The organism is Flavonifractor sp. DFI.6.63 (genome assembly GCF_024462255.1).
Lineage (GTDB): Bacteria > Bacillota > Clostridia > Oscillospirales > Oscillospiraceae > Lawsonibacter_A > Lawsonibacter_A hominis.
Genome location: NZ_JANGBE010000003.1, coordinates 1 through 26,686 on the forward strand (window position 1 = coordinate 1; position 26,686 = coordinate 26,686).

A 26,686-nucleotide genomic window follows, 5' to 3' on the forward strand; every position below is an offset into this window, starting at 1 on the left:
ACCAGCGCATTCAATCAAAAACAAAACTGACGCCTCTGGAATTGCGCCGCCAGTTTGCTGCTTGAAAATCTCATAGTCCTATATTAGGGGCGTTTTTGTGCTGTCCGCACAATCGGGGGCGGTTCAATGCCGCAGGGCGCTTTGTTTGCTGCAAATAAAACGGGCAGCCTTGTTGTGCAGGAGACGGCCCGCGGTTGCGCGGGAGCATTTTGCATCCGCCCTCAGACGGGAGAGAACTCCGTGCCTCCAGTCCCGCGCCGCTGTGGACGCGAGAGGGGAACGCACGCCCGGGCCTTGATGGAATTATATGTTGGACCACGGGAAAAAGCCCGCTGCAACCGATCATTGCAGCGGGCTTTTTTTATTCAGCGTCGTCGTTCTTTTTGCCGGTGCGCTTAATCAGCAGACCAATGGCGGCCAGGCTGGCGGCAATGGCGGACAGGCCTGCGGTCACGGTGGGATCCGCCGGCGTCATCGCCGTACCGGTCTGAGGCAGGTCGCCCAGAGGAACGGTTTCCTCCTCAATCTCAATGGTCTCCTCGGGAAGGTCGGTCAGCGGGACCGGGGACTCCTCCAGAACGACTTCGGGCACGGGAGCCAGCGGAGTGGGGTCTTCCAGGATCTCAACCTCAGCAGAGGGCTCGGCGGAAGGCTCGGTGGAGGGCTCAGCGGAAGGCTCGGCGGAAGGCTCAGCGGAAGGCTCGGTGGAAGGCTCGGTGGAGGGCTCGGCGGAAGGCTCGGTGGAGGGCTCGGCGGAAGGCTCGGTGGAGGGCTCGGTGGAGGGCTCGGCGGAAGGCTCGGTGGAGGGCTGAGTGGAAGGCTCGGCGGAGGGCTGAGCGGAAGGCTCAGTGGAAGGCTCAGCGGAAGGCTGAGCGGAAGGCTCGGCGGAGGGCTGAGCGGAAGGCTGAGCGGAAGGCTCAGTGGAGGGCTCGGCGGAGGGCTGAGCGGAGGGCTGAGTGGAAGGCTCGGCGGAGGGCTGAGCGGAAGGCTCGGCGGAGGGCTGGGTGGAAGGCTCGGCGGAGGGCTGGGTGGAGGGGACTGGATTGGGCTTGACTTCACCCTTGAAGTTGTTCAGGCCCTTATCGTGTTCCGTTCCAATGTTGGCGCCGTTGCCCTCTTGGTGTTTGATGAGGATCGTACCGCTCCCGTTGGCAGTTTTATATCCGATCTCCAGGGACTCGTCCTTGCCAAAATCGAAGCCATTGTCGGTGCTGCCCATCTCAATGGTAAGTTTGTCACCCTTCAAGACGCCGGTATAAGACTTGTCGCCCACGGTGATGGTCACTTCGTCCTTGTTGCCGGCAATGTCCTTGACGCCGTGAATATGGACCGCCGTCTGACCCGCCCCGGTGGATCCCTTGTCCTTCCCGTTGTCTTTCCCGTTCCCGTTTGCCAGGGCGGAGGGAGTCAGGAGGGACAGGGTCAGAGCGGTTGCGCAGGACAGGGCGGCAATTTTCTGAAAACGTTTGTTCATGGGATGTTCCCCTCTCAACAAAAAATTTGAAGCTGATACCGGGCTGCAGCGGCCCGGTGTTCTCTTGTTGAGTATAGGTTACATCGCAACGGTTACAAATCGGTTATATTTTCAAAAAATTACTCACAAATAGTACAGCAAAGAAAAAGCTGGAATCGTCTGCCGCGGCACAAGCGGCATATGGCCTGTCGCACGCAGGGCGCTTGGGCTGTTTTCAGGGGGGCGGCCTGCCGCCGGGCGCCTGCGGGGGAAGCCTTATTGCAGGAGGATGGAAAGGAAGGTGTCCAAATCCAGGCGGCTGAAATAGCGCCCGATGGCGCAGCCGTCCAGTGCGGCGCGGAGCGCGCCCTCTTCCAGCGCGACCCCCAGCAGCCGTTGGACCAGCGCACCGCTGTCTTCCAGGGAAAAGTAGTCCCCGAAAAAGGCCAGCGCGGCGATGCATCCGTGCTCCACCTCCATGTGGACCTGGATCACGCCGCAGCCCTCCACCCGGCGCTCCTTGCGGATGCGGCAGGCGGGGGAGGCGCCATAATTCCATTCCCAGCGGCGGTACACATCCCGCCGCAGGCGCTCGACCGCGTCCAGGTCCGCCGGCGTGAGAGCATAGGCGGTCAGCGGATAAGCGCGGAACATAGAGCGGCGCAGGATCTCCCGGAAGCCGTCTACCGTCAGGGCCTGGTCTGTGACATAAGGGCGGATGTTGGTCACACGGCTGCGCACCGATTTCAGACCTTTGGATTCGATCTTGTCCGGCTTAACGTTCAGCGCCCGGCTGACCGCCTCCAGGTCGGAGTCATACATCAGGGTTCCATGGTGCATGATGCGGCCCTTCTTCATGTACTGCGCGTTTCCGGAAAATTTCCTGCCCTCGATGGTCATGTCGTTGCGGCCGTTGATCTCCGCGGGAACGCCGAGGCTGCGCAGCGCGTCCACCACGGGCCGGCAGAAGGTGGAAAAGTCAAATTCACTGCCGAAGCGGTTCTCCGCCACAAAGGTAAAATTGAGGTTTCCCAAATCGTGATAGACCGCTCCGCCGCCGGACAGGCGGCGTACCACCGTCACGCCGTGCTCCTTCACATAGTCGGTATTGATCTCCTCCAGTGTGTTCTGGTGCTTGCCCACCACGATGGTGTTGTCGTTCTGCCAGAGCATGAAACAGTCGTCCCGGGGGCCCAGCACGTCAAACACGTACTGTTCCAGCGCCAGGTTCCAGCTGGGGTCTGTCTTGGTGCTTTCCAAATAATACATAGGCGCTCCCTCGCTTGATCGGTATGCGCCGTGCGGCGCGGCACGGCATGCTTGTGCGGTGTTGCCTGAACGTTATCGTATCAGAAAAGGAGGTACGATACAAGCCCCGCCGCAGCGCCTTTTTTACGAGAAGTATATCAATCGTTTTGGACGGCACATGGTGGATCAGACGCCGGTCACCATACGCGATTGCTTTGACGCGCACGGCTACTCCACGGGAACCGGGCGGAGCGGCACCCGCAGCACCTACGGCGTGATCCGTACCATCTGCGGGGATGCGGGACATTATGGAGCTGTTGACAAAGTCTGTTTTCAAAAATATGGCCTTGCAAAAAGTTTATCAAATAGCATATATTTGATAGTAAATAACAACAAACAAGCAAGAAAAACCTATTTGCTTTTTCGATAAGGGACTTTGTCAACAGCCCCATTATGTGATCATGCTGGACCGCCGCCGGGGGTTCGTGCTGGACAAGTCCCGCTTCCTCAGCGGGGACCCGGAGGCGTTTGCCTCCTTTTTGGAGCGCTGTACGGGAAAGCGGATCCAAATGGCGCAATGAGCGTACCCCCCACTGGGTACAAACAGAACGGGCCGGACGTCTGCTCCATGACGTCCGGCCCGTTCTCAGGAAAGAGGATACAATGAAATGAAAAAGAAACTGTCTCTTGCAAGGATTAGAATACGCGGAAGATGTTAAGGGGAAAAGCGTAAGATGTTACGGGAAGATTAAATCTTGCGCAGAGTTTGTACGCTTATGGTAAATGCAGAACGCGGGCCCGCCGAAAACCGGCGGACCCGCGTTCCTGGTGTTTGAGAGGGAAAGAGAAGAGAGAGGAGGGGTGGTGTGTGTTGATCAGTCGCTTCATCCTGACGGGATTATCATAGCGCGTTTTGGAGCGCGGTTGGTGAACAAGATATGAACGGAGCGTGAAGGTTTTATGAAAGAAGGGCTTGGGAGGGTTCCGCCTCCAGCAGGCCCAGCCGGTCCAGCCATACGATGGTCTGCAGGCTGCACTCATAGACGTTCACGGCTCCGCTGTCCGCGTCGGCCTGGAGGATGCCCCGGCGGTACGCCTTCTCCGCGCTCCCCCTCGCCCAGTCCGGCATGTCCGAAAACCAGTGGTACAGCTTCATATCCTCGTCCTCCTCTTCGGCCGCCCCTGCGGTCTCCGCGGCACGGTACAGCGGCATGGCGGGCGGATACCGCCCGGCCAGGATCATGCTTCCGGTGTATTTCCCGCCGCCGCTCCATTGCAGATGCGGGCGGTCGGGAAAGGACTTCCACCGCCCGCCCCATTCGAAGCCGACCCGCTCCCCAAGCTCCCCGGCCCGCTGGAAAAACACCGGGTCGGAGTATTCCTGCCCCTTGACGTTCTTACAGAAATCGAAGGCCAGCCCCACGCCCTGGGCGTGGAAGGTAGGCACGCGCCCCTTGCTGGTCCCGTTCCGGTAGCAGTATTCCTGGTATGCCCGGTCCCGGACCGTGCCGGTGATGCAGACTGAAAGGCCCGCATCCCGGCACAGCTGCATCCAGACCCGGCAGTTGGCCGCCACGTCCGCGCGCAGGTCGTCGATGTCCCGGCTGTTAAGCATCGTCCGTGTCCGGCGTCACCAGAGCGGTCATCATCCGGCAGCGCAGGTTGAGGCTCTTGTCCCCGTCGCTCCACAGCTGGCACAGCTCCTGATAGTGCTCCTTCATGCGCTGGAGCCAGGCGTTGAATTCGGTGTTGACGGCCTGACGCTCCGCCTCGGTGCAGGCATCCCACAGGGCTTTGAGGGCCTTGTAATCCGGGGTGTACCCGGGGCCCAGCGCATAGGACCCGGCATGGACGCCCATGCCCGTGCGGATGTTGTGGAAAAGCAGGTCGGCGGCCACGCCGATGTCCTTGTCCTCCTGTGTTGCGATGCTGTAGCACACGGGGGTGAGCTCGCTCCAGTTGATGTGTTTCATATCGTTCCCTCCTGACTGTATTTGGGGGGCGGTGCGTCCCTCCCGTTGCTACCGGCAACGGGCGCTTTTGTTGCAGGAGCGGATACAACAAAGGGCGGCGCAGCCTTCGGAAAGGCTGTGCCGCCCCGGTCTGCCGAAAAACGCAAAACCCATACAAGAGGAGAACGGGTTCCGGTATGGGGCCGGCGCCCCCGGCAGGATTTCGCCGCCCGCAGGCGGCGAAATAAGATGAAATACCATTTCCAAGGACATGCGCCTTGGAAGAAACACCGCTCGGCCCGCAAGCGTATGAGCGCGGCGAGTGCGCGCCGGGCTGTATCGCGGCTCAAAAATGCCTGCCTTTTTGAGCCGCGGGGTCAGAGCAATTCCCGGTACAGCGCGGGGGCCTCGGCCTTGTTGGCGTGTTCGTCCACAGCCAGGACCTCCACCCGGACGGTGCGTTCGCCAAAGCGCAGTTCCAGCACATCCCCGGGCTTCACGTCGTAGCTGGCCTTGACCGGGCGGCCATTGGCGCTTACCCGGGCGTTGTCGCAGGCCTCGTTGGCCACCGTACGCCGCTTGATGAGTCGTGAGACCTTGAGCCATTTGTCCAATCGCATAAGCTGCCTCCGGAAAAGACGCGGCCCCGGGAGAGCCCGGAGCCGCATGGATTTCAGAAACGTTCCCCCTGCGCGCCCTTTCGCGTCCCGGGCGCTCGGCGCTCCTGTTTTACTTGGAGACGGTGTCCTTCAGGGCCTTGCCGGGCTTGAACACGGGCACCTTGGAGGCGGGGATCTTGATCTCCTCTTTGGTCTTGGGGTTGCGGCCGGTGCGCTCGGCACGGCTCTTGACCTCGAACGCGCCGAAGCCGACCAGCTGCACCTTGTCGCCGTCGGCCAGGGCGCCGGCAATCACATCGATGGTGGCGTTCACAACGGTCTCGGTATCCTTCTTGGACAGGCCGGCCTTCTCGGCGACGGCATTGATCAATTCAGCCTTGTTCATAGTACTTATTCCTCCTATGTTTTTGCGGCGCGGATGCGCCGCTGATATACTTAAAGCGTTGCCGCTTTTAAGTACGTTTGGCACGCTCCCACAGCTTGTCCAGCTCGTCCGGCGTCATGCCTTCCATGCTCCGCCCTTCTCGGACGGCCAGCGCTTCCACCTTGCGGAAGCGGGAGATAAATTTGTCGGTGGCGGCGTTCAGGGCCTGCTCCGGGTCGGCCTTGACAAAGCGGGAGACGTTCACGGCGGAGAAAAGCAGGTCTCCCAATTCCTCTTCCACATTGGTGCCTTGGGCCGCCGCGGCCTTCAGCTCCTCCAGCTCCTCAGACAGCTTGTCCAACGCGCCGGAGATGTCCGGCCAGTCAAAACCGGCCTTTTTCGCCTTTTTCTGCACCTTTTCCGCACGCCACAGGGCGGGCAGAGAGCGGGCCACCGCCTCCAGAGCGTCGGTGTTGGTCTCTTGGCCCTTTTCCACGCGCTTGAGGGCCTCCCAGTTGGACAAAACCTCGCCGGTGCCGGATACGCTCACGTCGCCGAACACATGCGGGTGGCGGTAGATCAGCTTTTTGCAGATGCCGTCGGCCACGCCGTCCAGATCGAAGCGGCCCTCCTCCTGCTCCATACGGGCATGAAGCGCCACCTGGAGCAGCACGTCGCCCAGCTCTTCCTGAAGGTGTTCGGAGCTGCCCTCGTCGATGGCCTCCACGGCCTCGTAGGCCTCCTCCAGGAAATTGCGGCGGATGGAGGCGTGTGTCTGTTCCGCATCCCATGGGCATCCGCCGGGGGCGCGGAGCAGGCGGACGATCTCCTCCAGATCCTTGACGCCATAAGCGTCCTTATACTGAAAATCTACCATATTTCAAGGCCTCCTGCAACCCATATTTCCAAAAAACTCAACGGATATGCAAAATTTTTGCGATTTTTTCACCCTTGGGCATCAGTTCCAGGTCCTCTCTGGAGATGACCCGCAAAGCCAGCACTAAAATTGCATATACCACTACGGCCGCCAGGATGGCGCCGCCCGTGGCCATGGCGTCTTTCAGGAAGCTGCCGCTGAGAAAACGGGCGAACAGCCCGTGGCAGGCCCAGGCCGCGACCGCCATGATGGCGGAGGCGACGAAGGGCTTGACGAAGACCCTGGTATACCGGGGCGGCTGGTGGACCATCCGCTTGATGATGCCCAGATTGAGGATGGAGATCACCGCAAAGCACAAAAGCGTGCCCACCGGCGCGCCGAAGATCATGATCTTCGGGTTGCCCACCAGCGTGTAGTTGGTGGCCAGCTTGATGACGCCGCCGATGACCATGGTGATAATGGGCAGATTCACAATGCCGTTGGCCTGCAGGATGGCGGCGGCCACCACCTGGATGCACACGAAGATGGAGGCAATGCCCAGGATCGAGAGCAGCGGTCCGGCGATGGAGGCGTCCACGTTGCCGACGGTCAGCAGCTGGATGATGGGGCCGCCCAGCGCGAACAGGCCGAAGCCGCAGGGCAGGGCAATGAGGGCGGAGATGCGCATGGCGGATTCGGTGACCCGCTGGGCGCCCAGCCGGTCCCGCCGGGCAAGGCACGCCGAGATGCCGGGCACGATACAGGCGGTGAAGGGCACCATCAGGTTAAAGGGCAGGTTATAGATGCTCATGGTTTTCTGATAGGCGCCGTAGAGGGAGCGGGTGGAATCCAGAACGGGGTTGAGCTCTGTCAGCGGGTTCAGCGCCGCAGCCTCCTGCCAGGCGGTCAGATTGTTCTGGAAGATCGTCACCGACTTGGGGAAGATGTCGAGAAAGCTGTTGGAGATCCCGGACAGGCCGCCCTGGATGGAGGTAAAGACGTTCTGGAGCTGGCCGTTGACCAGGTTGGTGTCGATGAGGGTGACCAGGGACATGGTACAGGAGCTCAAGGTGATGGGGATGGCCAGTTTGAGCAGCCGGGCCAGGATCGTGCTGCCCGGCTCCGGTACGTCGGCGGCGGTCTTCTGCCGCTGCCTGGTCCGCCTGTGGTTGAAAAAGAGGTAGATCACCGACAGGATGCTGCCGATGGACACGCCCAACAGGGCGCCCGCAGCGGAGAGCCGGTCGCGCAGATCCTCCGGCTGGATGGCGGAGCGGAGGATCAGCAGGGCCAGGCCCAGGCCCAGCAGCAGCTTGCACAGGGCCTCGATGATCTGGGAGATGCCGGTGGGCACCATGTTCATGTGGCCCTGGGCGTATCCCCGGAAGGCCGAACAGATGCAGGTGCACAGCACCGCCGGAGCCAGCGCCAGTACGGCATAGACGGCCTTCTCATTTTGCAGGACGTGGGTGGCCACGAACTGGCTGAATACCGACATGCAGATAAAGCTGAATACGCCCATGAACAAAAAGGCGCAGAAGGCCATCCGGAAGACCCGCTCCTTCTGGTTCTCCCGGCCCAGCGCGTTGCACTCGGATACGGTCTTGGACAGGGCCACGGGCAGCCCCGCCGTGGAGATGGTCAGAAAAAAGCTGTAGATATTGTATGCCGCGCCGAAATCGCCGTAGGCCTCGTCGGGCAGCAGGGCGGTCAGCGGGATCTTGTAGATGGCGCCGATGATCTTGACCACGATGGTGGTCACAGTCAGCAGAGCGGCCGCCCCATAAAAGGTGTTCTTTTTCGATTGGCTGGACAAGTGGCAGTCCCCCTTATTTCGTTCCGAAGAGCAGGGGCACGGCATAGTTTGCCACTTCCCGCTTTACTTGCTCGAGATCAATGGTGAGGAAGTCCCCATCCTTGTATATGACCCGGCCGCGGGCCATATTCATGCACACGTCGCCGCCGTGGGCGGCGTAGACCAGGTTGGAAACCGGGTCATGGCAGGGGAACAGGTTCAGGTGGGAGAAGTCCACCAGGATCAGGTCGGCGTCGTAGCCGGGTTCGATCCGCCCGGTCTTTCGGCCCAGCGCCGCCGCGCCGTTGACGGTGGCCATGCGCAGCGCATCCCAGCTTCCCAGGGCCAGAGGATCGCAGGCGGCGCCGTTGTGGAGGATGGCGGCCAGCTTCATCTCCTCGAACATGTCGTGGTTATTGTTGGAGGACACGCCGTCGGTACCCAGGCACACGTTCACGCCCGCCGCATTCATGGCGGGCACAGGGGCGATCCCGCTGCCCAGCTTCAGGTTGGAGCAGGGGTTGTGGACGGCGGAGACTCCCTTGGCGGCCAGAATGGCCCAATCCTCCGCCGTGGTATAGACGCAGTGGGCGGCAATGCCCCGCACGTCCCAGACGCCGTACCGGTCCAGCGTCTGCACGGGGGTCTTGCCGTGGCGCTGAATGCACTCGGCATGCTCCTTCCGGGTCTCGGAAATGTGTACATGCATGCCCAGGCCGTTGGCCTTGGCAAAATCCGCCGTCCACTTCCAAAGCTCGCTCCGGGACGTATACTCGGCATGGATGGAGGCGTCAAACCGGATCTGCCCGTCTCCGTAGCCGTGCCAGCGCTGGGCCAGGGCCTCCTGGGCCACGCAGTCGTGGCAGGTCTTGGGGTCGAAGACGGGGTCGAAGAGCACCCCGCCGCAGGACAGGTTGGCGCTCAGCCCCGCGGATACCACTTCCTGTGCCACCGCGTCGGTAAACATATACATATCGGCGATGCAGGTGGTGCCGGTGGCGATCATCTCCGCCAGGCCAAGGGCGGTGCAGCAGCGGATGGCCCGCTCGTCCCATCTGGCCTCCACCGGAAAGATATAGTGGTGCAGCCAGTCCTGAAGGTCGTGCCCGTCGCCGTAGCCGCGCATGGCGGTCATGGGCACATGGGTGTGGCAGTTGACCAGGCCCGGCAGCAGCACGTTGCCCTTCCCGTCGATCTGGCGGCCGGTAAAGCCCTGGGGCCGCTGGTCGCCCACGGAGACGATCTTGCTGCCCTCCACCAGAACATAGGCGTGGGGCAGCACGGTCCCGGCCTCGTCCATGCGCACGGCCGTGCAATTATAGATGAGTATAGCCATTTCATGCTCCTTTTATGATGTCAGTCGATCTTGCGCAGGCATGCCAGCACCAGCCGGGAGAACTTGTCCCGACAGCCCTCGGCGGCGTCCAGCACCTCCTGTTCGGTCAGCGGCTGGTCCAGGATGCCGGCGGCCATGTTGGACAGCAGCGTGAAGCCCAGCACCCGCATGCCGCAGTGTCCCGCCGCGATGACCTCCGGCGCGGTGGACATGCCCGCCGCGTCGGCTCCTAAAATACGCCCGGCACGGATCTCCGCCGGGGTCTCGTACTGGGGCCCGGGGAAATACATATACACGCCTTCCTTCAGATCGATGCCCAACTCGCCCGCGGTCTCCCGGGCCAGCGTGCGCAGGGCGGGGGTGTACAGGTGGGACGCGTCGGGGAAGCGCACGCCGAATTCCGGGATGTTCTCTCCGCGCAGCGGGGATTCCAGAAAGAATTTGATGTGGTCGGAAATGAGCATCAGCTCCCCGGCCTTCCAGGCGGTGTTGATGCACCCGGCGGCGTTGGTCACGATCAGAGTATCGCAGCCCAGCAGCCGCAGCACCCGCACGGCATAGGCGACCTCCTCGTAGGAGTACCCCTCGTAGTGGTGCATCCGTCCCTGCATCACGGCCACCGGCTGGCCCTCCAGCGTGCCGAAGACCAGCCGGCCCTTATGCCCGGGGGCGGTGGAGGTCTTGAAGTGCGGAATATCTCCGTAGGGGACCGCCGCCGCGTCTTCCACCAGGTCGCCCAGATAACCCAGGCCGGAACCCAGGATCATGGCGATCTTGGGGGAAAAGCCGCCCAGGCGCGCGCGGAGAAAGTCGGCGCTGTGCCGGTATTGTTCAAATGTGTAATTCATTGCGTCTGTCCTCCTGACCGCGGCGCTTTGCTCACAACGGGCGGCCGCACGCCTTGCAGAACTTGTCCTCCCGGCCGCAGGCGCACCCGCAGTCCGGGCAGGAACGGACGTTTTTCAAAAGACGGATGCGCTGCTTGAGCTGGGCGATGGCCTCGTGCTTTTCATCGATCTGGCTCAAAAGCGGGGCCAGGGAGGCGGCGTCGGGCTCCGCCCCCCGATGGGTGTCGTACACCATCCGGCCTATGGATTTGAGCAGGTCGTTGATTTCGCCGTTCAGGTCAAAGATGCGCATGTTCAGTTTGGCCACATCGACCATCTGACCGGCGCATTTCCCGGCGTAGCGCGCGGTGGTCCCGGCCGCCTCGCCTACCGTGACGGCGGTCTCGCGCACCCGCTCCAGCAGCTCTCTTACGCGTTCGTCCATGGCGTAAGCCCTCCTTAAATCCAGGATTTGCAGAGAATACAAGGTATTCTACACCTGTCATGCAAAAAAAGCAATTGAAATGCGGCAAATTGCGGCGCTTCGCGGCGCGGGGGGCCGGCAGGCCATGGGCGGGCGCCTGCCCGGTGCGGCAGCCCCAAAAGACACAAAAAATTGCCGCCCGAATCGGGCGGCAATTTTCGGAAACGGAAAACGTGGACTCAGCGCTTGGAGAACTGGGGCGCGCGGCGGGCGGCCTTGAGACCGTACTTTTTGCAGTCTGTCGTCTGAAACCCTTGAAAACACTGACTTTTTTCACTCGCAGCACTCAAATAACCTCAAATGTAACCTCAAAAATGGCGATACTCTGTTATCTTACACTTATTCAGACAGCCATTTCTGAAAGCGCAGTACCGTGCAGGCGGCATGATTGGCAAGTTCCCACGCATCCTTTAAGGGGACGGGCCGGGCGGTGAGCAGCCGGCCATCGCCGCAGGTGAGGGCGAACAATCCGTTTAGCTCCGCCAACAGATAGGTGCACACCCTCTCCGGCCCGGTCATGAAGCGGCTTTGGGCGCACCAGATAGACTGCGCACCCTCAAACACCGGCACTCCCCGGCAGAAAAAGGTCCAGAGACCGTCGGACATTTGGGCCAGACCGGATGCCTTGTCCATCGGGACAAACCGCTGAAAGGAGATGGGATATATCGCGATCCCTTTCAAATCCAACATACCCCAAAGGCCGTCTTTTTGGACCGTAATCCACTCCTTGGCAACCCGGAGTTCGTCATAGACAACAGGCAAAACAGTTTCTCCATCCAGGCCTACACAGCCAAACTGCTTTCCCCTGCGCACAACCGCCAGATTTGTTGCGGGGACGCCCAAATACCACAGTTCGTCATATTGAACGTCAATGACCAGGCGTCCGGACTTGTCGATACACCCCCACTTGCCGCGCTCCGGCAATACAAAGCCCGTTTCCTCCGCACTGACCGGCGCACAGCCAATGCAGACGCGGGCATAGCCGCCATGAAAGTCATCGGCATAGTCCCAGACTGCGGGAGAGATAATCTCACCCGTCAGGCGGTCCGCATAGCCCCACTTGTCCCCGGCACGGAACGCGATACACAGTTCGTCGGAGTCATATACCAGGTCTCTGCACTCCGAGATCGGCCGAGGCTCGTTGTCTTTCCCCAACACACGGATCACATGGCCTTCGACCGCAGCATCGAATATCATGTTCCGGCTCCTCAGGGGAATGGAATATTTACTCATTGTGACCTCCTTATTACCGGGCTGCACCGGCTGTTCCTGTACTCCGCCCTGGACCGGACAGCGGATCGCCGCCGTGCCTGTGGGAGAAAACTCCTCTCCGGGACACAGTGGGTCAGGGGGCAGAAAGACAACGCCTATTTCCTGCGCCGATTCGCAGGCGCGATAAAGATCGAGCCGGAGGTTGTCTGCCGCCTGCTCCGCGAAGAACAGCCTGCTCTGCTCATCCGCACGTGCTTTCCGGCAGACATCCAGCCCCTGCCCCATACGTTCAAAATCAAAACGGGACAGGTTTTGAGGAAGATTGAGATAGGCAGAAAAGAATTTCGCCGGAACGGTGCGGGCCGCATTGTCCGCATCCATGTAGTCGGCGGCCAGGATCCGCGCCTGGGCGAAGGATATGCCGCGCATTTGATGCAGCAGATCTGCCAGTTGCTCCAGAGTCAGCACCCCGCTGCGCAGAGCGGCGGTTTCCTCCGCCTCGGTAAGCGTCAGCGGGATGTGGCCTGCATATGACCAGGAGGCAGTAAGCGGAGTCTGAACGGCCGGGGCGTCACAAGCTTCCATCAAAGCGTAAAGCGCCGAACCGTAAATACGTAGCGGTGCACCACCTTGCTGGGTGGGATGCAGCACGAAGGCAGAGCCACGCATGGCATAACACTCGATCAGATCGTCGCCCGCAAGCTCATGAAGTGCCTTGGTAAGCCTGGGCTGGACCGTGTCGCTGACACGGATCCATGTGAGACCTGTAGGTTCCTGGCCATCCACAGGGCAATACCGGGAGATGCCAAGCTCCCAGCCAGTCTGCGTTCCCTCAAGGGAGGTGGTAAAACGGTGTTGACCCTCGCGGCACGTTTCGCAGAGGGCCCGCAAAACGCGATACTGCTCTTTGGGCTTTCCCATCTCTATCACTCCTATTTCTTCCGATTGCAGTTCCCAGTATAATAGATGCCGGCAAAATGAAAGACAAACTGCTGTCGTAAAAAATGACAGCAGTTTGTCTTGCAGCATTTAAGCTCCGTGCTATAATGAGGAAAAGAGGAGCGTGGAGCCATGAAATTTCCAAGGAAGCCAGAGGCGGAGAAGAGCGGCCTGTCAAAGCTGGAAACTCAGCTTCGGCTGTTTTACGCCCTTTATCTCAACGCCAGGCTTACCGCGTCGGAGGCGTGCATCCCTGAGAACGGCCGAGACCCCGGCGTACCGCTGAGGGACATACGGCGGTTTACCGATCGTTCCCGGCGCACATTGAGCCGGTATCTGCGGGAACTGTGTGATATTGACGCTATCAGACGCGTCTGCGTTCACACCGTGGGGCAGGAGCTGTACTACCGGGCGGAGGTGCCGCCGGATTATCTGGAGGCCCGACATGAATCCGCCTTTCGGGTCCGGTACGATCCGCAGGGAAGGAAGGATCCCTCGGATGTGCACCTGCTGCACCTGGAACGGATGGTGTGCCTGTTGCGCAAGTACCTTGAAGAGGACGATATTCCCGGATACAGTAGCGAGAGCAGCAGCACCAGCCGCTTCTTTCAAAGCCGCGCCGCCGCGAAGTTCTGGTATGAGAGCCAGTTTTATGACTCGTCAGGAGGCGGGGATGCTGCGCAGATCCGCATGATCCAGCGGGACGCCAAAACGGTGTGGGCAGTCCTGTCCGGCGCGGAATAGGGCATCTCACATTTATTCATCAATCAGGTTTTTCCGGCCAGTCGTGAAGTGTGCTGGTGAAATTCCGGAGTTGGTTGGGGTGCCCGTCGCCCGGGTCCACATCATCGAAGAAAATGGTGTGCAGCTCCACACAGTCGCCCTCCGGTTCCTGGGGGTCAAAGGGTACGGTAACGCCCCTGCCGCAAAGTCCATCCAGATTGTCCGACACGCCGGAAGTGCACTGGCGGGGCATGGCACTGGCAATGCGGATCACAAGCCTGTCGGGGATTTCTCCGCTGAATCCGAACAGTCGCCACCAGTATCCGGCGCCGGCTTCCCCGCTGCGCAGGAGCCTCCGGAGGAACACGGCGTATGCCGCAGCCTGACGCAGCGCCGCTTCAGGCGCTTCCAGGGATGTGTTCTGATCCTTGACCTCTATGACGGTCAGAAAAGTGCCTCGTCCGTTCCCTGTGCGGGCGAGGATGTCGATGCCGCCCCGGCCGGGGCGCGGATTTCCATGGTCACTGGCCGTGATCCCGGTGGTCATGGGGAAGCGACAGTTCAGACCGGGGAGCATGACGGGCCTTATGTACCGGACAGGCTTATTGCTTCCGCCGGCAAACGCGGCAATGAGCGCCGATTCCACGCGGTGCTCCTCATTTCCGGCCGAGGCGCCGCTGCGGCGGGGGTGCATTTTTCTGAAATAGCTGCGGAATTCGGAAGCGGAGCTACTGTCCCAAGGAGCCGTCAACGGCGCCGCAAGTATTTTCGACTCCGGACTGCCGTCACTGAAATCTCTCAGATTCTTGGCGGCCTTCACCGGCGTGATTTCCAAAGTCACTTCACCCGTGTCACCCACAAGGATAGTCCCCACTGACTGCCCCAGATAGCGGAGATCGAATGCCACATTGCCGGATGCCTTCTTTGCCTCTCCGATGGTGATGTAAACTTCAAACGGCGCCCAGCCGCGAAATTTTGCGCGGACCGCCCGCAGATGCGCGGCACGTTTGGGATTGCTGATTTTTGCAGCGTACGCCAGATAATCCTGAATGAACGACAGTTCAATATTCCTGTCTGCTTTATCAATCTCGCCGCGAATCGCCTGCGTGAGTTCGCTCTGTGTCAGCATCAAAGTTATCCCCCCATCCTGCTCGTCTTTTGGAATTGGACTTAATATAGCATATTTTCAATATAGACACAATCGGTCAGGAGGAAGATATGAAACTCACCATACACCGTGGTACCCATCAGATCGGCGGCTGCGCAACCGAAATCAGCACCGCTGACACCCGCATATTCATCGACTTTGGCAGCGAACTTCCCGGCCCGGACGGGGAGACACGGGAGGAGACGCTCTCCATTCCCGGACTGACCGTGGGAGCCCCCGACTGCGACGGCGTGTTCTTTACCCACACCCACGGCGACCACATTGGTAATATTCACCGGATCCTGCCGGAGGTACCGCTATACATGGGCGCAGCCTCCCGCGAAATTAGCAAGGTGCTGAATGAGGAACTGGCCCGGCGCTGCGACCGCAGCGCGGAGCTGGCTGCCATTGAGCGAGCGAGAATCTTTTCTCCCGGCGAGGCAATTCAGATTGGTGATGTCAAAATTACGCCGCTACGGGTGGACCACTCGGCGTTTGATGCCTATATGTTCCTTGTGGAGGCCGACGGCGTGCGCCTGCTCCACACCGGCGACTTCCGCGACCATGGATACACAGGCAGGAAGCTGGCTGGCGTTTTGGAGAAATATGCCGGTCAGGTGGACTGGCTGGTCACCGAGGGGACTATGCTCTCCCGCGACGGCGAGGGGGTCATGACCGAACAGGAGCTTGAAAAAAAGGCGCGGCGCATTATGGCGGAGAACGAGCGGGTGTTTGTCCTCTGTTCCTCCACCAACATTGACCGCATCCGGGCCTTTTACCGCGCAAAGCCCAAGTCGCGCCCGGCTGTCTGCGATCGCTACCAGAAGAAGGTGCTCAACACGGTGGAAGCCAATGCACCCGGATGGTTAAAGGGCTACGATTTCAGGTATGTAATCCCCAATACCCGGATGAACCATCTCCTCCACGACTGGATGGAAGAGCAGGGCTTTTTGATGTTTGTCCGTGTGAACCGCTATTTCCGGGAGTTTATGAGACCGTATCAGGGGAACTGCAAAGTGATCTACTCCATGTGGAGAGGCTATCTGGAAGGCCCGTGTAGGGACAGCCGCCTCGCCGATTTTCTCGCGGGATACGATGTTGAGTATCTCCACACCAGTGGTCATGCCACACGGAATGCTCTGCGCAAGGTCTATGAACTGGTACAGCCTCGCCAGGGTGTCATCCCCATGCACAGTGAGGCGCCGGAACAGTTCAAGGATCTTGTTCCGGAGAACCGACTCGTCTTCCTCCAGGATGGTCAGGCGTTCAAGTTGTAGGCCCCTGCCTGACCATACCGGACTTATCTTGGCTGACATTGTATCTCTTCTTTTCAAATAGTCGTGGGTGCCTATGGGACACCCAATGCAGAAAGACTGTCTTATGAAACGCTCTGCGTGTTCATAAGACAGTCTTTTTTGCTCAATCCGCTTACTGATTATTAGTGGGTTTAGGCGCAAAGACCATATTTATCTTTTCGAGGATATCTTCAGGGCGGTTGTATGTGAGGTGAGTATAGATATCGAGTGTAATTTTGGCGCGCTCATGGCCGGCGAGGTATTGGACAGTTTTTACATCTACACCCTTGAGCAGCAGGTTGGTGATGTAGGTATGCCTAAGAATATGGGGCGTCACCTCGAAGTCAATAGAATACACAACATCTGGATTATGCCTCGCGTGCTCACCTTTGACTGCCTCAAATGTTATCTTAGTTTTCTTTCCATTAGCATAGCGGACGTAAGTCCGTGTTCCCACAGTCCGCTTATCAATGTACTTCCACAAACGCTGAAACTGGGATTCCGCCAATGCTGTTCCATCTTCGTTTCCAATGACAAAGTCCGACTTGGATTCTTTTTTAGCCGCCATCAGGCATTCGACCAACTGCGGTGGAATCGGGATTATTCGCTTGCTTGCCTTTGTCTTCAACCGCTCTTCCACTACAGGCCGATTATGAACAAAGCGGCAGGCTCTCTTAACCATGATTGACGGCGTACCAGAGAGAGTAACACAGTCCCATTTCAGGCCAAGGATCTCCTCCCTCCGCAGCCCGGCATATATTCCAATCATGCAGAAGACATATGCTCTTGTACCCTTAACTGCATTTAGAAGCGTTTCGACTTGCTCGTCCGTCAATGCCTGCCTTTCTTTTGGTTCACGGCCACCGGCGTGCATTCGAGGACATGGATTCTCACAAATTACACCATTTTCAAAAGCATTCGTAAATATTTGCTTGGTGAGCATATAGGTTTTGTCATGTATCGATTTGCTAAAGGTTGCGACGCATTTCATCATACGTTTGATGTCATCTGGCCTCACGTCACGCATCCTGAGCCCTTCCATGGAAGGCTTTATGTGGCAATTGATGACGCTCTTGTAATCGACAAACGCACCGTAGGTCAGGTGGCCCTCTTGAAGGTCGATCCAGTAATCGGCATAGTCACAGACAAGGGGATTTTCTCGATTATCACCATAGACTCTCAAATCCTCCATGAACTCCTCAATCTTCGATTCAAGTTCCTGAGGAGTTTTTCCATAGAGTGCAGAATACTTCCCATCTCGCCCCTTGACCCTCTTGCGATAGAGCTGCTTGCTCTCTACAAATTCATAGATTGGTTTTTTAGGCCTTGCCATCTCAAGTCCTCCTTGTGTTTCGCTCCATTCTGGTGTACGGAGGAGCACAAGAAGTGACAACACCTGAGATGCGGAAAATATTTTGAAAAAATACAGCAAAGGGGGGCGAACAGCCCCCCCCCTTTTTCTCCATTCATTATGAGAGGCAAATTTCCGGGGGTTTTATACCGGCCCAACAAATACCTCTCCTACGCATGCCCCTATCCTCAGTGCCGGGGTCATCTGGTTTCTGGTTCGATTTCTGCGGCCACTGTTCCTCCAAGCTCTAATGGAACTGCGCCGGGGCTGGTGGCTCATGTGCCTGGTAATGGCGATATACTATGTCATCATCATATACCTGATTCCTGGCTATGTCGGTTTCGAGCGGAGCAGCACGATTCTTAAACCCGCCATTTCCCTGCTTATGGCAGGGGTCTATTCCATCCTGATGTTTCACTTCACCAGCATCAAAGGGAGATGGAGGCACGGCACAGCGCACAGCTGTCGGCCTTGCAGCTGTCCGCTCTTCAGAGCCGGATGGAAGCGGTGAAGGCAGCGGAGGACGCCATCCGTACGGAGCGCCACGACCTGCGCCACCGGCTTCAGGCCGTTACAGAACTGGTATCGCGTGGAGACAAGAAGTCCGCGCTGGAGTTTCTGGACGCTGCCCAAAAGCGGCTGGATGAGCACAAGGAGATCCGCTGGTGTCGCCCTCCCGTGCTGGACGCGGTGTTTTCCTCTTGCTTTGACCAGGCTCAAAATCAAGGGATCTCCGTGGAGGCAAAGCTTTCTCCGCCTAGCACCCTGCCGGTGGATGAGGGCGAATTGGCCATCGTCGTGGCAAATGCCCTGGAAAATGCCATTCACGCAAATCTCTCGTTGCCCCGAAAACAGCGAAAGATCCGGTGCAAGATGGTGGGGACGCCTGGTGTCATGCTGGAACTCACGAATCCTTGTACTGCCAATGTCACCTTTGACAGCAACGGTCTTCCGGTAGCACAAAAGGAGGGACACGGTCTGAGGTACATTCCATCTCTGCTTTTTGCCAGAAAAACGGAGCCGTCTGCCAGTTTGACCTGACAGACGGTTGGTTCCGGTTGAGGTTGGTGCTCTAATGTACAAAGTTTATGTTTATCATCTAATATCCTGTTTTTAGCTACGATGGGCATTTTGTCATTCTTTTTCTCGCCCGGCCAACCCGAACTGCGAGCAACTGGTGCAATTGAGCCAGATGCTCTCCGAGGACGAAGGCTATAGCACTACGCTGCCGCCTTTATATGTTCGGGGCTATTTCTGCTGCTTGGCATTCTCGTCGCGTTGCTGTCCCTGGAAGCCAGAGCAGCCATTGGAACGCAACAGCTCCGGATGCTGCGGCATCTCAGCGCACTGGTGGTGAATGTGTGGATGTCTATGGATTTGGCGGTGCTCTAGATGGTACATATCAGCGGCGCAATATGCATGTATTGGCCACGCCGCTTTTTATGGTCCAGTTCTAGCGCAGTATGATGGGCAGGGATAACCGTCTGCTGCAGATTCTAATAGCCTGGCCCCATTCCGAATTTGATCAGGAGACATGGCTGATGCCAGGCAGGTTTGGCGTACTTGACTTGCGATGTGTACTTTATTGTCCATCCCCTATCTTTGTCTACAGCGTACTAAAATCGCCTTCGTTCACTAGTTTTCCCAAATAGAAATCAGAGGGCATACGGCTTTCTAAGTTGACCCAGTTCACAATCCAGTTTGACAATTTCTTTGACCACACAGCCAGCCACAGACAGAGCTGGAACAACCGGAAAGTCTGTGCTTCAAACGCATCAAAAAGCAACCTAACTAAAAGAGAAACAGCTGTAAACCGCCAAAAAGTGTTAGAAAAAATCATTTTTCGATGTTGACGTGCGGGAGGTCACAGGTTCAAGTCCTGTATCGTCCACCAGAAAAGCCGCTGTTTCCAAAAGGAAACAGCGGCTTTTTGCTGTCTTTTCCCCCTCCGGCTCCCGGACCCTGAGGGACTTACTGCCCGAGACATTGGGTTGGATCTCGGCCCCAGGACCATCAAAACCGGCAGTTATATGCGCACTGGCGCCCTCAGCATCCGTGTTATCGGAAATAAAGGCCATGATATGCGGTTTCCTGTCTGATATTTTTCCCGCGTGGTATTTCCCCCTCAATTATGGATTCTGCTTTCCCGCTGAAATGCCGCGGCGAAAAAGCTTGCATTTTGCCGGAGAAGGGAATATACTGTACCCCAATAACAGAATAAAAAACGGGAGCTTGTGTGACAGGCTGAGAGTAAGGTATGACCTTAGACCGATAACCTGATTTGGGTAATGCCAACGTAGGGAAACAGCGGAATTCGCTTTATGGCGGGGATTATCCAGCGGGATAATCCCCGTTTTTTATGTGCTGAAAGGAGGGAAAGGGGTCGAAAAAACCGGCGGGTGGAAGGGGAGCGCCTTGCGCCTGAGAAATGCTGCGATGGGAACCCGTGTTTCGGGGTGAGAGGAGGCTAGGGAGCCTCGACCGTGCGAAAGCTGTCTACTTTCGTAATCTGATTTACGAAAAGAGTGTCAAGCCATGAACCAATCCAAAAAGATCTTCCGTATGGTATTTCTGGCCATGATGGTGGCCATCGGCGTGGTGATCTCCCCCATCCTCCGGGTGGAGGGGATGTGTCCCACCGCTCACCTCATCAACATCGTGTGCGCGGTGCTCATGGGGCCCTGGTACGCCCTGCTGTGCGCCACCCTCATCGGGATCATCCGCATGAGCACCATGGGTATACCGCCCCTGGCCCTCACAGGTGCGGTGTTCGGCGCCTTCCTGTCCGGCGTGCTCTACCGGGCGTCCAAGGGCAAGCTGATCTGTGCCGTCATCGGGGAGGTGGTGGGTACCGGTATCATCGGCGCCATCGTCTCCTATCCGGTGATGACCCTGCTGGTGCACCGGGAGGGACTGAGCTGGCTGTTCTACGTGCCCTCCTTCCTGTGCGGCACCCTCATCGGCGGCTCGGTGGCCTTCATATTCCTGCGGCAGCTGGCCCGGGCAGGGATGCTCCCCCGGTTCCAGCGGATGCTCTCCGACCGGAGCTTTGAGGAGGGGAGCAGCCCTCTGTCCAATGCCATTGCCATCGCCGCCCTGGGGGTGATCGGCTACCTCATCATCAAGATCCTCACCGGCATGGTGTTCCAGACCGCCGGCCCCCTGTGGAACTGGGCGGCCTGGGGTATGATCGCCATCTTCGTGGTCATGGCTCTGGTCTATTACCTGCTGTATGCCCAACGAAAGGGGGCGGAGGCCGGTGAGTGAGAGAATCTCCCAGATGCTCTGCACCCTGCGGGAGGCGGACCCGCTGATCCACGCCATCACCAATCCCATCTCCATTACCCAGTGCGCCAACGCCGTGCTGGCCCTGGGGGCCCGGCCCATTATGGCGGAGCACCCCCGGGAGGTGGAAGAGATCACCGCCACGGCTGCGGCCCTGCTGTTCAACCTGGGCAACATCACCGATGTGCGGATGGAGGCCATGGAGCGCTCCGCCGGAGCGGCCCGGAAGAACGGGGTGCCTGTGGTCCTGGACGCGGTGGGGGTGGCCTGCTCCCGGCTGCGCCGGGACTACGCCAACCGGCTGCTGGAGCACTTCCCGCCGGCGGTGCTCAAGGGCAACTACGCCGAGATCAACGCCCTGGCCCGGCCGGACTACACCGCCTCCGGCGTGGACGGAGACAAAGCCCTCACCCCGGCGGCGGCGGCCCGGGCCGCCGGTGAGCTGGCCCGCCGCTACGACTGCGTGGTGCTGGCCAGCGGCGCGGCCGACCTGGTGGCCGACGGGACGGGGACCACGGCCATACACAACGGCACCCCGCAGCTGGGGAGCGTCACCGGGACGGGCTGTATGCTGGGTGCCCTGTGCGCCTGCTTTCTGGCCGCCGCCTCCCCTTTGGAGGCGGCGAAGGCGGCCTGCGTCACCCTGGGGGTAGCGGGGGAAAAGGCGGCCACACCCAAGGGCAGCGGCACCTTTCTGGTGAACCTGCTGGACCAGCTCTCCACCCTGGATGGGGAGACCATCCAAGCCTGTGAACGGACGGAGGAATTTTGCAATGAAGAACCTTGATACCACCCTCTACCTGGTGACCGACAGCACCGGCCTGTCTGAGGCGGCATTTCTGGAAAAGGTGGAGCAGGCCCTCCAGGGGGGCGTGACCTTCCTGCAGCTGCGGGAGAAGGAGCGGTCCACCCGGGAGTATATCCATCTGGCCCGGAAGGTCCACGCCCTCGCCAGGCGCTACCAGGTGCCGCTGGTGGTGGACGACCGGGTGGACGTGGCCCTGGCGGCGGAGACGGACGGGGTCCATGTGGGCCAGTCCGACATGCCGGTGGAGCTGGCCCGAAAGCTCCTGGGGCCGGACAAGATTGTGGGGGCCACCGCCAAAACGGTGCCCCAGGCTCTGGAGGCCCTGGAGCAGGGGGCGGACTACCTGGGAGTGGGGGCCATCTACCCCACCACCACCAAGGTGGTCACCGTCATCACCTCCACCGAAACCCTGGGGGAGATCTGCAAAGCGGTGCCCATCCCGGTGAACGCCATCGGCGGGCTGAACCGGGACAACCTGGGGGTGCTGAAGGGCATCCCCATCGCAGGCATCTGCGTGGTCTCCGCCATCATGAAGTCTGCCGACCCCAGGGCGGCTGCGGCGGGGCTGCGGCAGGCCTTTGACGAGTTGAGAAAGGAATAACGTATCCAGCGGCACATTGGGGGCACCACCTTATGCCGCTTAACAAAACAATGCTGAACCACAAAGGAGGCCTATCCCATGAAAACAGCATTGACCATTGCAGGCAGCGACTGCAGCGGAGGCGCCGGAATTCAGGCTGATCTGAAAACCATGACCATGAACGGGGTGTACGGCATGAGCGCCATCACGGCGCTGACGGCCCAGAATACCACCGGCGTCACCGGGATCATGGAGGTCCCGCCCGATTTTCTCCGGCAGCAGCTGGACATGATCTTTTCGGATATCCGCCCCGACGCGGTGAAGATCGGCATGGTGTCCGGCGGGCCGCTCATCGAGGCCATCGCCCAAGCCCTGACGGACTGGAAGGCGGAGCATATCGTGGTGGACCCGGTGATGGTGGCCACCAGCGGCTCGGCCCTGATGGAGACGGAGGCTGTCTCCGTCCTGAAGGCCAGGCTGCTGCCCCTGGCCGACCTGGTCACCCCCAACATCCCGGAGGCGGAGGTACTGTCCGGGCTGACCATCCGGAGCCGGGGAGACATGGAGGCGGCGGCCAGGGCCATTTCTCAGGCCCACGGCTGCGCCGTCCTGGTGAAAGGCGGCCACAGCGTCAGCGATGCCGACGACCTGCTGTACGCCGATGGTCAGGCCAGATGGTTTCCGGGGAAGCGGATCGACAATCCCAACACCCACGGCACCGGCTGCACCCTGTCCTCCGCCATCGCGTCCAATCTGGCCAAGGGCTTTACCCTGGAGGAGTCCATCCAGAGAGCCAAGGACTACATCTCCGGCGCTCTGAGCGCCATGCTGGATCTGGGGAAGGGCAGCGGACCTATGGCCCATAACTTTGCTTTGCGCGGAATTTTTGCCGAAGAAAAAGAATCAGTCTGAAAGGAACGATCACTATGAGAGAATATGCCACACAGATGGAAGCGGCCCGGAAGGGGATCGTCACCCCTGAGATGAAGGCGGTGGCCGCCAAGGAGTACCGCACGGAGGAGGAGATCCGGGACCTGGTGGCCCGGGGCCAGGTGGCCATCTGCGCCAACAAGCTCCACACCTGCCTGGACCCCAACGGCGTGGGCTCCATGCTGCGCACCAAGATCAACGTGAACCTGGGTGTGTCCCGGGACTGCAAGGACTACGATGTGGAGATGGAGAAGGTCATGGCCGCCGTCCGCATGGGGGCGGAGGCCATCATGGACCTGTCCTCCCACGGCAACACCCAGCCCTTCCGCCAGAAGCTGGTCCGGGAGTGCCCGGCCATGATCGGCACCGTGCCGGTGTATGACAGCGTCATCCACTACCAGCGGGACCTGGCCACCCTGACCGCCCAGGACTTCATCGACGTGATCCGCCTCCACGCCCAGGACGGGGTGGACTTCATCACCCTCCACTGCGGCATCACCCGCAAGACCATCGACCAGATCAAGACCCACAAGCGGAAGATGAACATCGTCTCCCGGGGCGGCTCCCTGGTCTTTGCCTGGATGAGCATGACGGGGGAGGAGAACCCCTTCTACCAGTATTTTGACCAGATCCTGGACATCTGCCGGGAGTACGACGTGACCATCTCCCTGGGGGACGCCTGCCGGCCCGGCTGCCTGGCCGACGGCAGCGACGTGTGCCAGATCGAGGAGCTGGTGCGGCTGGGCGAGCTGACCAAACGGGCCTGGGCCAGGGACGTGCAGGTAATGGTGGAGGGTCCCGGCCATATGCCCATGGACCAGATCGAAGCCAACATGAAGCTCCAGCAGACCATCTGCATGGGGGCCCCCTTCTATGTGCTGGGCCCCATCGTCACCGACATCGCCCCGGGCTACGACCACATCACCTCCGCCATCGGCGGGGCCATCGCGGCGGCCTCCGGCGCGGCCTTCCTGTGCTACGTCACCCCGGCGGAGCACCTGGCCCTGCCCAACGTGGAGGACGTGAAGCAGGGCATCGTGGCCTCCAAGATCGCGGCCCACGCGGCGGATATCGCCAAAAAGATCCCCCACGCCCGGGACCTGGACGACGCCATGGCGGATGCCCGGCGGAGCTTCGACTGGGAGAAGCAGTGGGAGTGCTCCATTGACCCGGAGACTGTCGCCGCCGGGCTGTTCTGTCGTAAAATAGACGGGCTGTTTTGTCGGCCGTAGCCGGGCGGCGGTGTCCGGCGGCCGGTGCGTTTTGTTGCCGCCGGGCTGTTTTGTCGCATAAAAGAAGGGAGAGGCCGGAGCCACTCCCTTCTTTTCAGTATTCAGGAAACCTCGCCCTCCAAGACGAGCTGCACCATCCGGTCATCAATAATAGCCCGGCGGTTTTGGTATGCGTAGACAAGGGACTGGGTACAAGCCCGGTTAATCAGCCGTGGGATGCCGGAGGAAAAAGAGTGGACAGCTTTCATGGCGTCCTCGGAAAAGATTGCGTTGGGGTGTCCGGCATAGGCCAGTTGCTTCTCAATGTAGGCTTTTGTCTGGGAAAAGTCATACGGGATTAGGAAACACTGGATATCAACCCGGTGTAGAATAGCCCGGTATGCGTGCAGCTTCAGCTTTTCCCAGAGTTCAGTCTGCCCGGCCAAGATCAGCGCAAGGGGATTTTCAGAGTCCATCCGGTAGTTGAGCAGGAAGCGGATTTCCTCCAGCATCTCTTTGGAGAGAAGGTGGCCTTCATCCACAATCACCACCAGCTTCCTGTGCTCCACGCCCCGCATAATTTCAATCTGGTGGTGCAGCAGATTCCGGGCATCGCCCCGGTAAAACCTTGTTTCACACCCCAGTTGTTCCAGCAGTCCATTGTAGAAATGCCGTGGCGTGAGCTTGGATTCAGAGAGATACAGGACGGAGTATTCCTGCCCATCCAGAACACTTTTCAAGCGGCGCAGGGCGGTCGTTTTGCCTGTGCCTGGGTCTCCAATCACAAGGGCAAAAAGCTGGCGGCTGGCTGCGTAGAGAAGGCGGTTGTGGATTTCCTCGGTGTCCTGGTCCGTGTAGAGGTCGCCCACCGGGATGCCTCGTATAAACGGCGTCTTTTCCATCTCAAAAAATTCTTCGTACACGCAGCTCACCCTTTCTCAATTTCGGAAGTATAAGAAATAGCCCTCCTGCGCTGCTTTTCTCGGTGCTGCTCAGCGAGCGCGTCCAGAAGCCGGGAATGCTCAACAGGGATACGCTCAACCTCTTTTCTCTTTGGCCTGGGGGCCACATGCTCACCAACTACAATTTGGTGTACCTGGAACGGTGAGCAGGTCGAGCTTTCAATCGTGAGCACATCTGTGCAGGCCGGGTCGTAGACCACATCCACCTGCTGCCCGGCAAAGACTACGCCCAAATCATACCGCTTCCCGCCAAAACTAATCACGCCGCTCTTGTCTGCCTTGCGGGTTTCGCAGCGGAGGAAGGCCCTTGCCATGAGTGCCTTGTCCACAAAGCGGGGAGGCATGGAGTCAGACTTAAAAGCAATCTCCGGGGTCGTACCCAGGGCGCTGTGGGGCCTGGAATGGTAGCACTCGTTCAGCCATGCGTTAAACTGCGTATTCAGCTCCTGCAAGCTCTCGGGAGGGTGTAGAGCAGCCTCGGCCAAAAAGGCATCCAAAGTCTGGTTGAAACGCTCCTGCTTGCCCTTGCCCTGCGGGTTTCTGGGTTTCGCATATAGTAACCGGATACCAAGAAGTCCACAGGCTCGCTTCATCCAGTGGGTGCGGTACTGGGTGCCGTTGTCAAAGTAGAGCCGCCTGGGAAGCCCAAATTTGGTCATGGCCTTTTGCAACGTGTCCTCCACAATGCCCTGCTCCATGTTCCCATAGAACTCACCGTGGAGGATATACCGGGTGGCATCGTCAATCAGGCAGGAAAAATAGGTCTGCGTGGGCCTCCCTCCCAGGTTAAGGGTAAGGCCATACTTAATGTCCCCCTGCCATAAATCGTGCCGGTGAGTACGCTGGAAGCGTTGGGAAGCATAACCCTTGTCGTTGTAGAGGCTCATCATGGCCGCAGAATACCCGGCCCTGCTCAGGGCATCCTGCAAAGTGGTCCTCTTTAGAAAGCCGGGCTCCGCTTTCCCCTCCAGCTCCAGGATTTTAATAATAGTCGGGATGCTCCGGCTGGGGAGTTCTCTGCGGAGCTGTATGGCCTCGTCAAGCAACTCCTGCGGGATTTTGTATTTGTACTCGGCGCTCTTGCTCTGCGGTTTCAGGGCCTCAAATCCGCCTCTCAGGTAGGAAGACAGATAGCGTTCCAGCGTCCTGGGGGAGATTTGGTTTCGCTCACAGATTTCAGATCGGATTAGCCGTACACTGTCTTTGTCCAAGTTTTGGGACAAGAGGGGCGCAATCAGTGTCATCCGTTCCTCGGCAATCTCTGTGGCGAGCTTTTGGTCTTTCATATCCATACCGGCGTCGCCTCCT

General features: G+C 59.3%; 25 protein-coding genes, 3 pseudogenes and 1 riboswitch. Of the genes and pseudogenes, 10 read left to right on the forward strand and 18 right to left on the reverse strand.

What is annotated here, in order from left to right:
• Positions 1-361: 361 nt before the first annotated feature.
• The gene (locus NE547_RS01860; protein ID WP_256174586.1) at positions 362-1,474 is read right to left on the reverse strand and encodes a PT domain-containing protein; all 1,113 of its coding nucleotides are present in this window, start codon (positions 1,472-1,474) and stop codon (positions 362-364) included.
• Positions 1,475-1,729: 255 nt separating this feature from the next.
• Positions 1,730-2,722 (reverse strand): lipoate--protein ligase, encoded by a 993-nt coding sequence (locus NE547_RS01865; protein ID WP_256174587.1) that lies wholly within the window; start codon positions 2,720-2,722, stop codon positions 1,730-1,732.
• A gap of 157 nt (positions 2,723-2,879) precedes the next feature.
• Here NE547_RS01865 and NE547_RS01870 point away from each other — a divergent pair, with 157 nt between their 5' ends.
• Together NE547_RS01870 and NE547_RS01875 are read left to right on the forward strand one after the other, a co-directional pair.
• Positions 2,880-3,131, forward strand: coding sequence for a hypothetical protein (locus tag NE547_RS01870; RefSeq protein WP_256174588.1), 252 nt, complete (start codon positions 2,880-2,882; stop codon positions 3,129-3,131).
• Between the two features lie 25 nt (positions 3,132-3,156).
• The gene (locus tag NE547_RS01875) at positions 3,157-3,282 is read left to right on the forward strand and encodes a hypothetical protein (protein ID WP_256174589.1); all 126 of its coding nucleotides are present in this window, start codon (positions 3,157-3,159) and stop codon (positions 3,280-3,282) included.
• A 377-nt stretch (positions 3,283-3,659) separates the two neighbouring features.
• Here NE547_RS01875 and NE547_RS01880 read toward each other — a convergent pair whose 3' ends face one another.
• The 11 genes and pseudogenes from NE547_RS01880 to NE547_RS01925 form a co-directional block, all read right to left on the reverse strand.
• Positions 3,660-4,316 (reverse strand): M15 family metallopeptidase, encoded by a 657-nt coding sequence (locus tag NE547_RS01880; RefSeq protein WP_256174590.1) that lies wholly within the window; start codon positions 4,314-4,316, stop codon positions 3,660-3,662.
• Positions 4,309-4,674, reverse strand: a complete 366-nt coding sequence (locus NE547_RS01885) for a hypothetical protein (protein WP_186906672.1) — start codon at positions 4,672-4,674, stop codon at positions 4,309-4,311. The genes NE547_RS01880 and NE547_RS01885 overlap by 8 nt, the downstream gene beginning before the upstream one ends.
• Before the next feature lie 356 nt (positions 4,675-5,030).
• A complete protein-coding gene (locus NE547_RS01890) occupies positions 5,031-5,273 on the reverse strand; it encodes an RNA-binding S4 domain-containing protein (protein ID WP_186906673.1) in 243 nt (80 codons plus the stop codon).
• 109 nt (positions 5,274-5,382) lie between these two features.
• Positions 5,383-5,658, reverse strand: coding sequence for an HU family DNA-binding protein (locus NE547_RS01895; protein WP_186906674.1), 276 nt, complete (start codon positions 5,656-5,658; stop codon positions 5,383-5,385).
• Positions 5,659-5,725: 67 nt separating this feature from the next.
• Positions 5,726-6,514, reverse strand: coding sequence for a nucleoside triphosphate pyrophosphohydrolase (gene mazG, locus NE547_RS01900; RefSeq protein WP_186906675.1), 789 nt, complete (start codon positions 6,512-6,514; stop codon positions 5,726-5,728).
• 37 nt (positions 6,515-6,551) lie between these two features.
• Entirely contained in the window at positions 6,552-8,309 is a 1,758-nt protein-coding gene (locus tag NE547_RS01905) for a polysaccharide biosynthesis protein (protein ID WP_186906676.1), read from the reverse strand.
• A 13-nt stretch (positions 8,310-8,322) separates the two neighbouring features.
• Entirely contained in the window at positions 8,323-9,624 is a 1,302-nt protein-coding gene (locus tag NE547_RS01910; RefSeq protein ID WP_256174591.1) for an amidohydrolase family protein, read from the reverse strand.
• A gap of 20 nt (positions 9,625-9,644) precedes the next feature.
• Positions 9,645-10,472 carry a purine-nucleoside phosphorylase gene (locus tag NE547_RS01915; protein WP_256174592.1) on the reverse strand — a complete coding sequence of 276 codons (828 nt, stop codon included), beginning with the start codon at positions 10,470-10,472 and terminating at the stop codon, positions 9,645-9,647.
• A 31-nt stretch (positions 10,473-10,503) separates the two neighbouring features.
• Entirely contained in the window at positions 10,504-10,896 is a 393-nt protein-coding gene (locus NE547_RS01920; protein ID WP_186906679.1) for a zinc ribbon domain-containing protein, read from the reverse strand.
• Between the two features lie 218 nt (positions 10,897-11,114).
• Positions 11,115-11,189 (reverse strand): annotated as a pseudogene (gene rpsI / locus NE547_RS18505) (30S ribosomal protein S9); the annotation flags it as partial.
• A gap of 85 nt (positions 11,190-11,274) precedes the next feature.
• Positions 11,275-13,068: a WG repeat-containing protein gene (locus NE547_RS01925; protein WP_256174593.1), complete on the reverse strand. Its 1,794-nt coding sequence runs from the start codon at positions 13,066-13,068 to the stop codon at positions 11,275-11,277.
• A gap of 150 nt (positions 13,069-13,218) precedes the next feature.
• Here NE547_RS01925 and NE547_RS01930 point away from each other — a divergent pair, with 150 nt between their 5' ends.
• Positions 13,219-13,830 (forward strand): hypothetical protein, encoded by a 612-nt coding sequence (locus NE547_RS01930; protein WP_256174594.1) that lies wholly within the window; start codon positions 13,219-13,221, stop codon positions 13,828-13,830.
• A gap of 19 nt (positions 13,831-13,849) precedes the next feature.
• Here NE547_RS01930 and NE547_RS01935 read toward each other — a convergent pair whose 3' ends face one another.
• Positions 13,850-14,941: a hypothetical protein gene (locus tag NE547_RS01935; RefSeq protein ID WP_256174595.1), complete on the reverse strand. Its 1,092-nt coding sequence runs from the start codon at positions 14,939-14,941 to the stop codon at positions 13,850-13,852.
• Between the two features lie 86 nt (positions 14,942-15,027).
• On the opposite strand from NE547_RS01935, the gene NE547_RS01940 reads away from it, so the two are divergent.
• A complete protein-coding gene (locus NE547_RS01940) occupies positions 15,028-16,233 on the forward strand; it encodes an MBL fold metallo-hydrolase (protein WP_256174596.1) in 1,206 nt (401 codons plus the stop codon).
• 151 nt (positions 16,234-16,384) lie between these two features.
• On the opposite strand, the gene NE547_RS01945 is transcribed toward NE547_RS01940, so the two are convergent.
• A complete protein-coding gene (locus NE547_RS01945; protein WP_256174597.1) occupies positions 16,385-17,584 on the reverse strand; it encodes a site-specific integrase in 1,200 nt (399 codons plus the stop codon).
• 456 nt (positions 17,585-18,040) lie between these two features.
• On the opposite strand from NE547_RS01945, the gene NE547_RS01950 reads away from it, so the two are divergent.
• Complete coding sequence (locus NE547_RS01950) at positions 18,041-18,643, forward strand: sensor histidine kinase (RefSeq protein WP_256174598.1); 603 nt, start codon at positions 18,041-18,043, stop codon at positions 18,641-18,643.
• Positions 18,644-19,428: 785 nt separating this feature from the next.
• Here NE547_RS01950 and NE547_RS01955 read toward each other — a convergent pair.
• Complete coding sequence (locus tag NE547_RS01955; protein ID WP_256174599.1) at positions 19,429-19,680, reverse strand: hypothetical protein; 252 nt, start codon at positions 19,678-19,680, stop codon at positions 19,429-19,431.
• Positions 19,681-19,816: 136 nt separating this feature from the next.
• A riboswitch (TPP riboswitch) is annotated at positions 19,817-19,922 on the forward strand.
• A gap of 215 nt (positions 19,923-20,137) precedes the next feature.
• Here NE547_RS01955 and thiW point away from each other — a divergent pair.
• The 5 genes and pseudogenes from thiW to thiC form a co-directional block, all read left to right on the forward strand.
• Positions 20,138-20,659: pseudogene (thiW, locus tag NE547_RS01960) on the forward strand (energy coupling factor transporter S component ThiW); the annotation flags it as partial.
• A gap of 202 nt (positions 20,660-20,861) precedes the next feature.
• Entirely contained in the window at positions 20,862-21,674 is an 813-nt protein-coding gene (gene thiM, locus NE547_RS01965; protein WP_256174600.1) for a hydroxyethylthiazole kinase, read from the forward strand.
• Positions 21,661-22,296 (forward strand): thiamine phosphate synthase, encoded by a 636-nt coding sequence (gene thiE, locus NE547_RS01970; protein WP_256174601.1) that lies wholly within the window; start codon positions 21,661-21,663, stop codon positions 22,294-22,296. The genes thiM and thiE overlap by 14 nt, the downstream gene beginning before the upstream one ends.
• 78 nt (positions 22,297-22,374) lie before the next feature.
• Positions 22,375-23,187: a bifunctional hydroxymethylpyrimidine kinase/phosphomethylpyrimidine kinase gene (gene thiD, locus NE547_RS01975; protein ID WP_256174602.1), complete on the forward strand. Its 813-nt coding sequence runs from the start codon at positions 22,375-22,377 to the stop codon at positions 23,185-23,187.
• A gap of 14 nt (positions 23,188-23,201) precedes the next feature.
• A pseudogene (thiC, locus tag NE547_RS01980) lies at positions 23,202-24,383 on the forward strand (phosphomethylpyrimidine synthase ThiC); the annotation flags it as partial.
• A 155-nt stretch (positions 24,384-24,538) separates the two neighbouring features.
• Here thiC and NE547_RS01985 read toward each other — a convergent pair.
• Together NE547_RS01985 and NE547_RS01990 are read right to left on the reverse strand one after the other, a co-directional pair.
• A complete protein-coding gene (locus tag NE547_RS01985) occupies positions 24,539-25,339 on the reverse strand; it encodes an AAA family ATPase (RefSeq protein WP_256174604.1) in 801 nt (266 codons plus the stop codon).
• Between the two features lie 5 nt (positions 25,340-25,344).
• Positions 25,345-26,670: a DDE-type integrase/transposase/recombinase gene (locus NE547_RS01990; protein ID WP_256174605.1), complete on the reverse strand. Its 1,326-nt coding sequence runs from the start codon at positions 26,668-26,670 to the stop codon at positions 25,345-25,347.
• Positions 26,671-26,686: the final 16 nt, after the last annotated feature.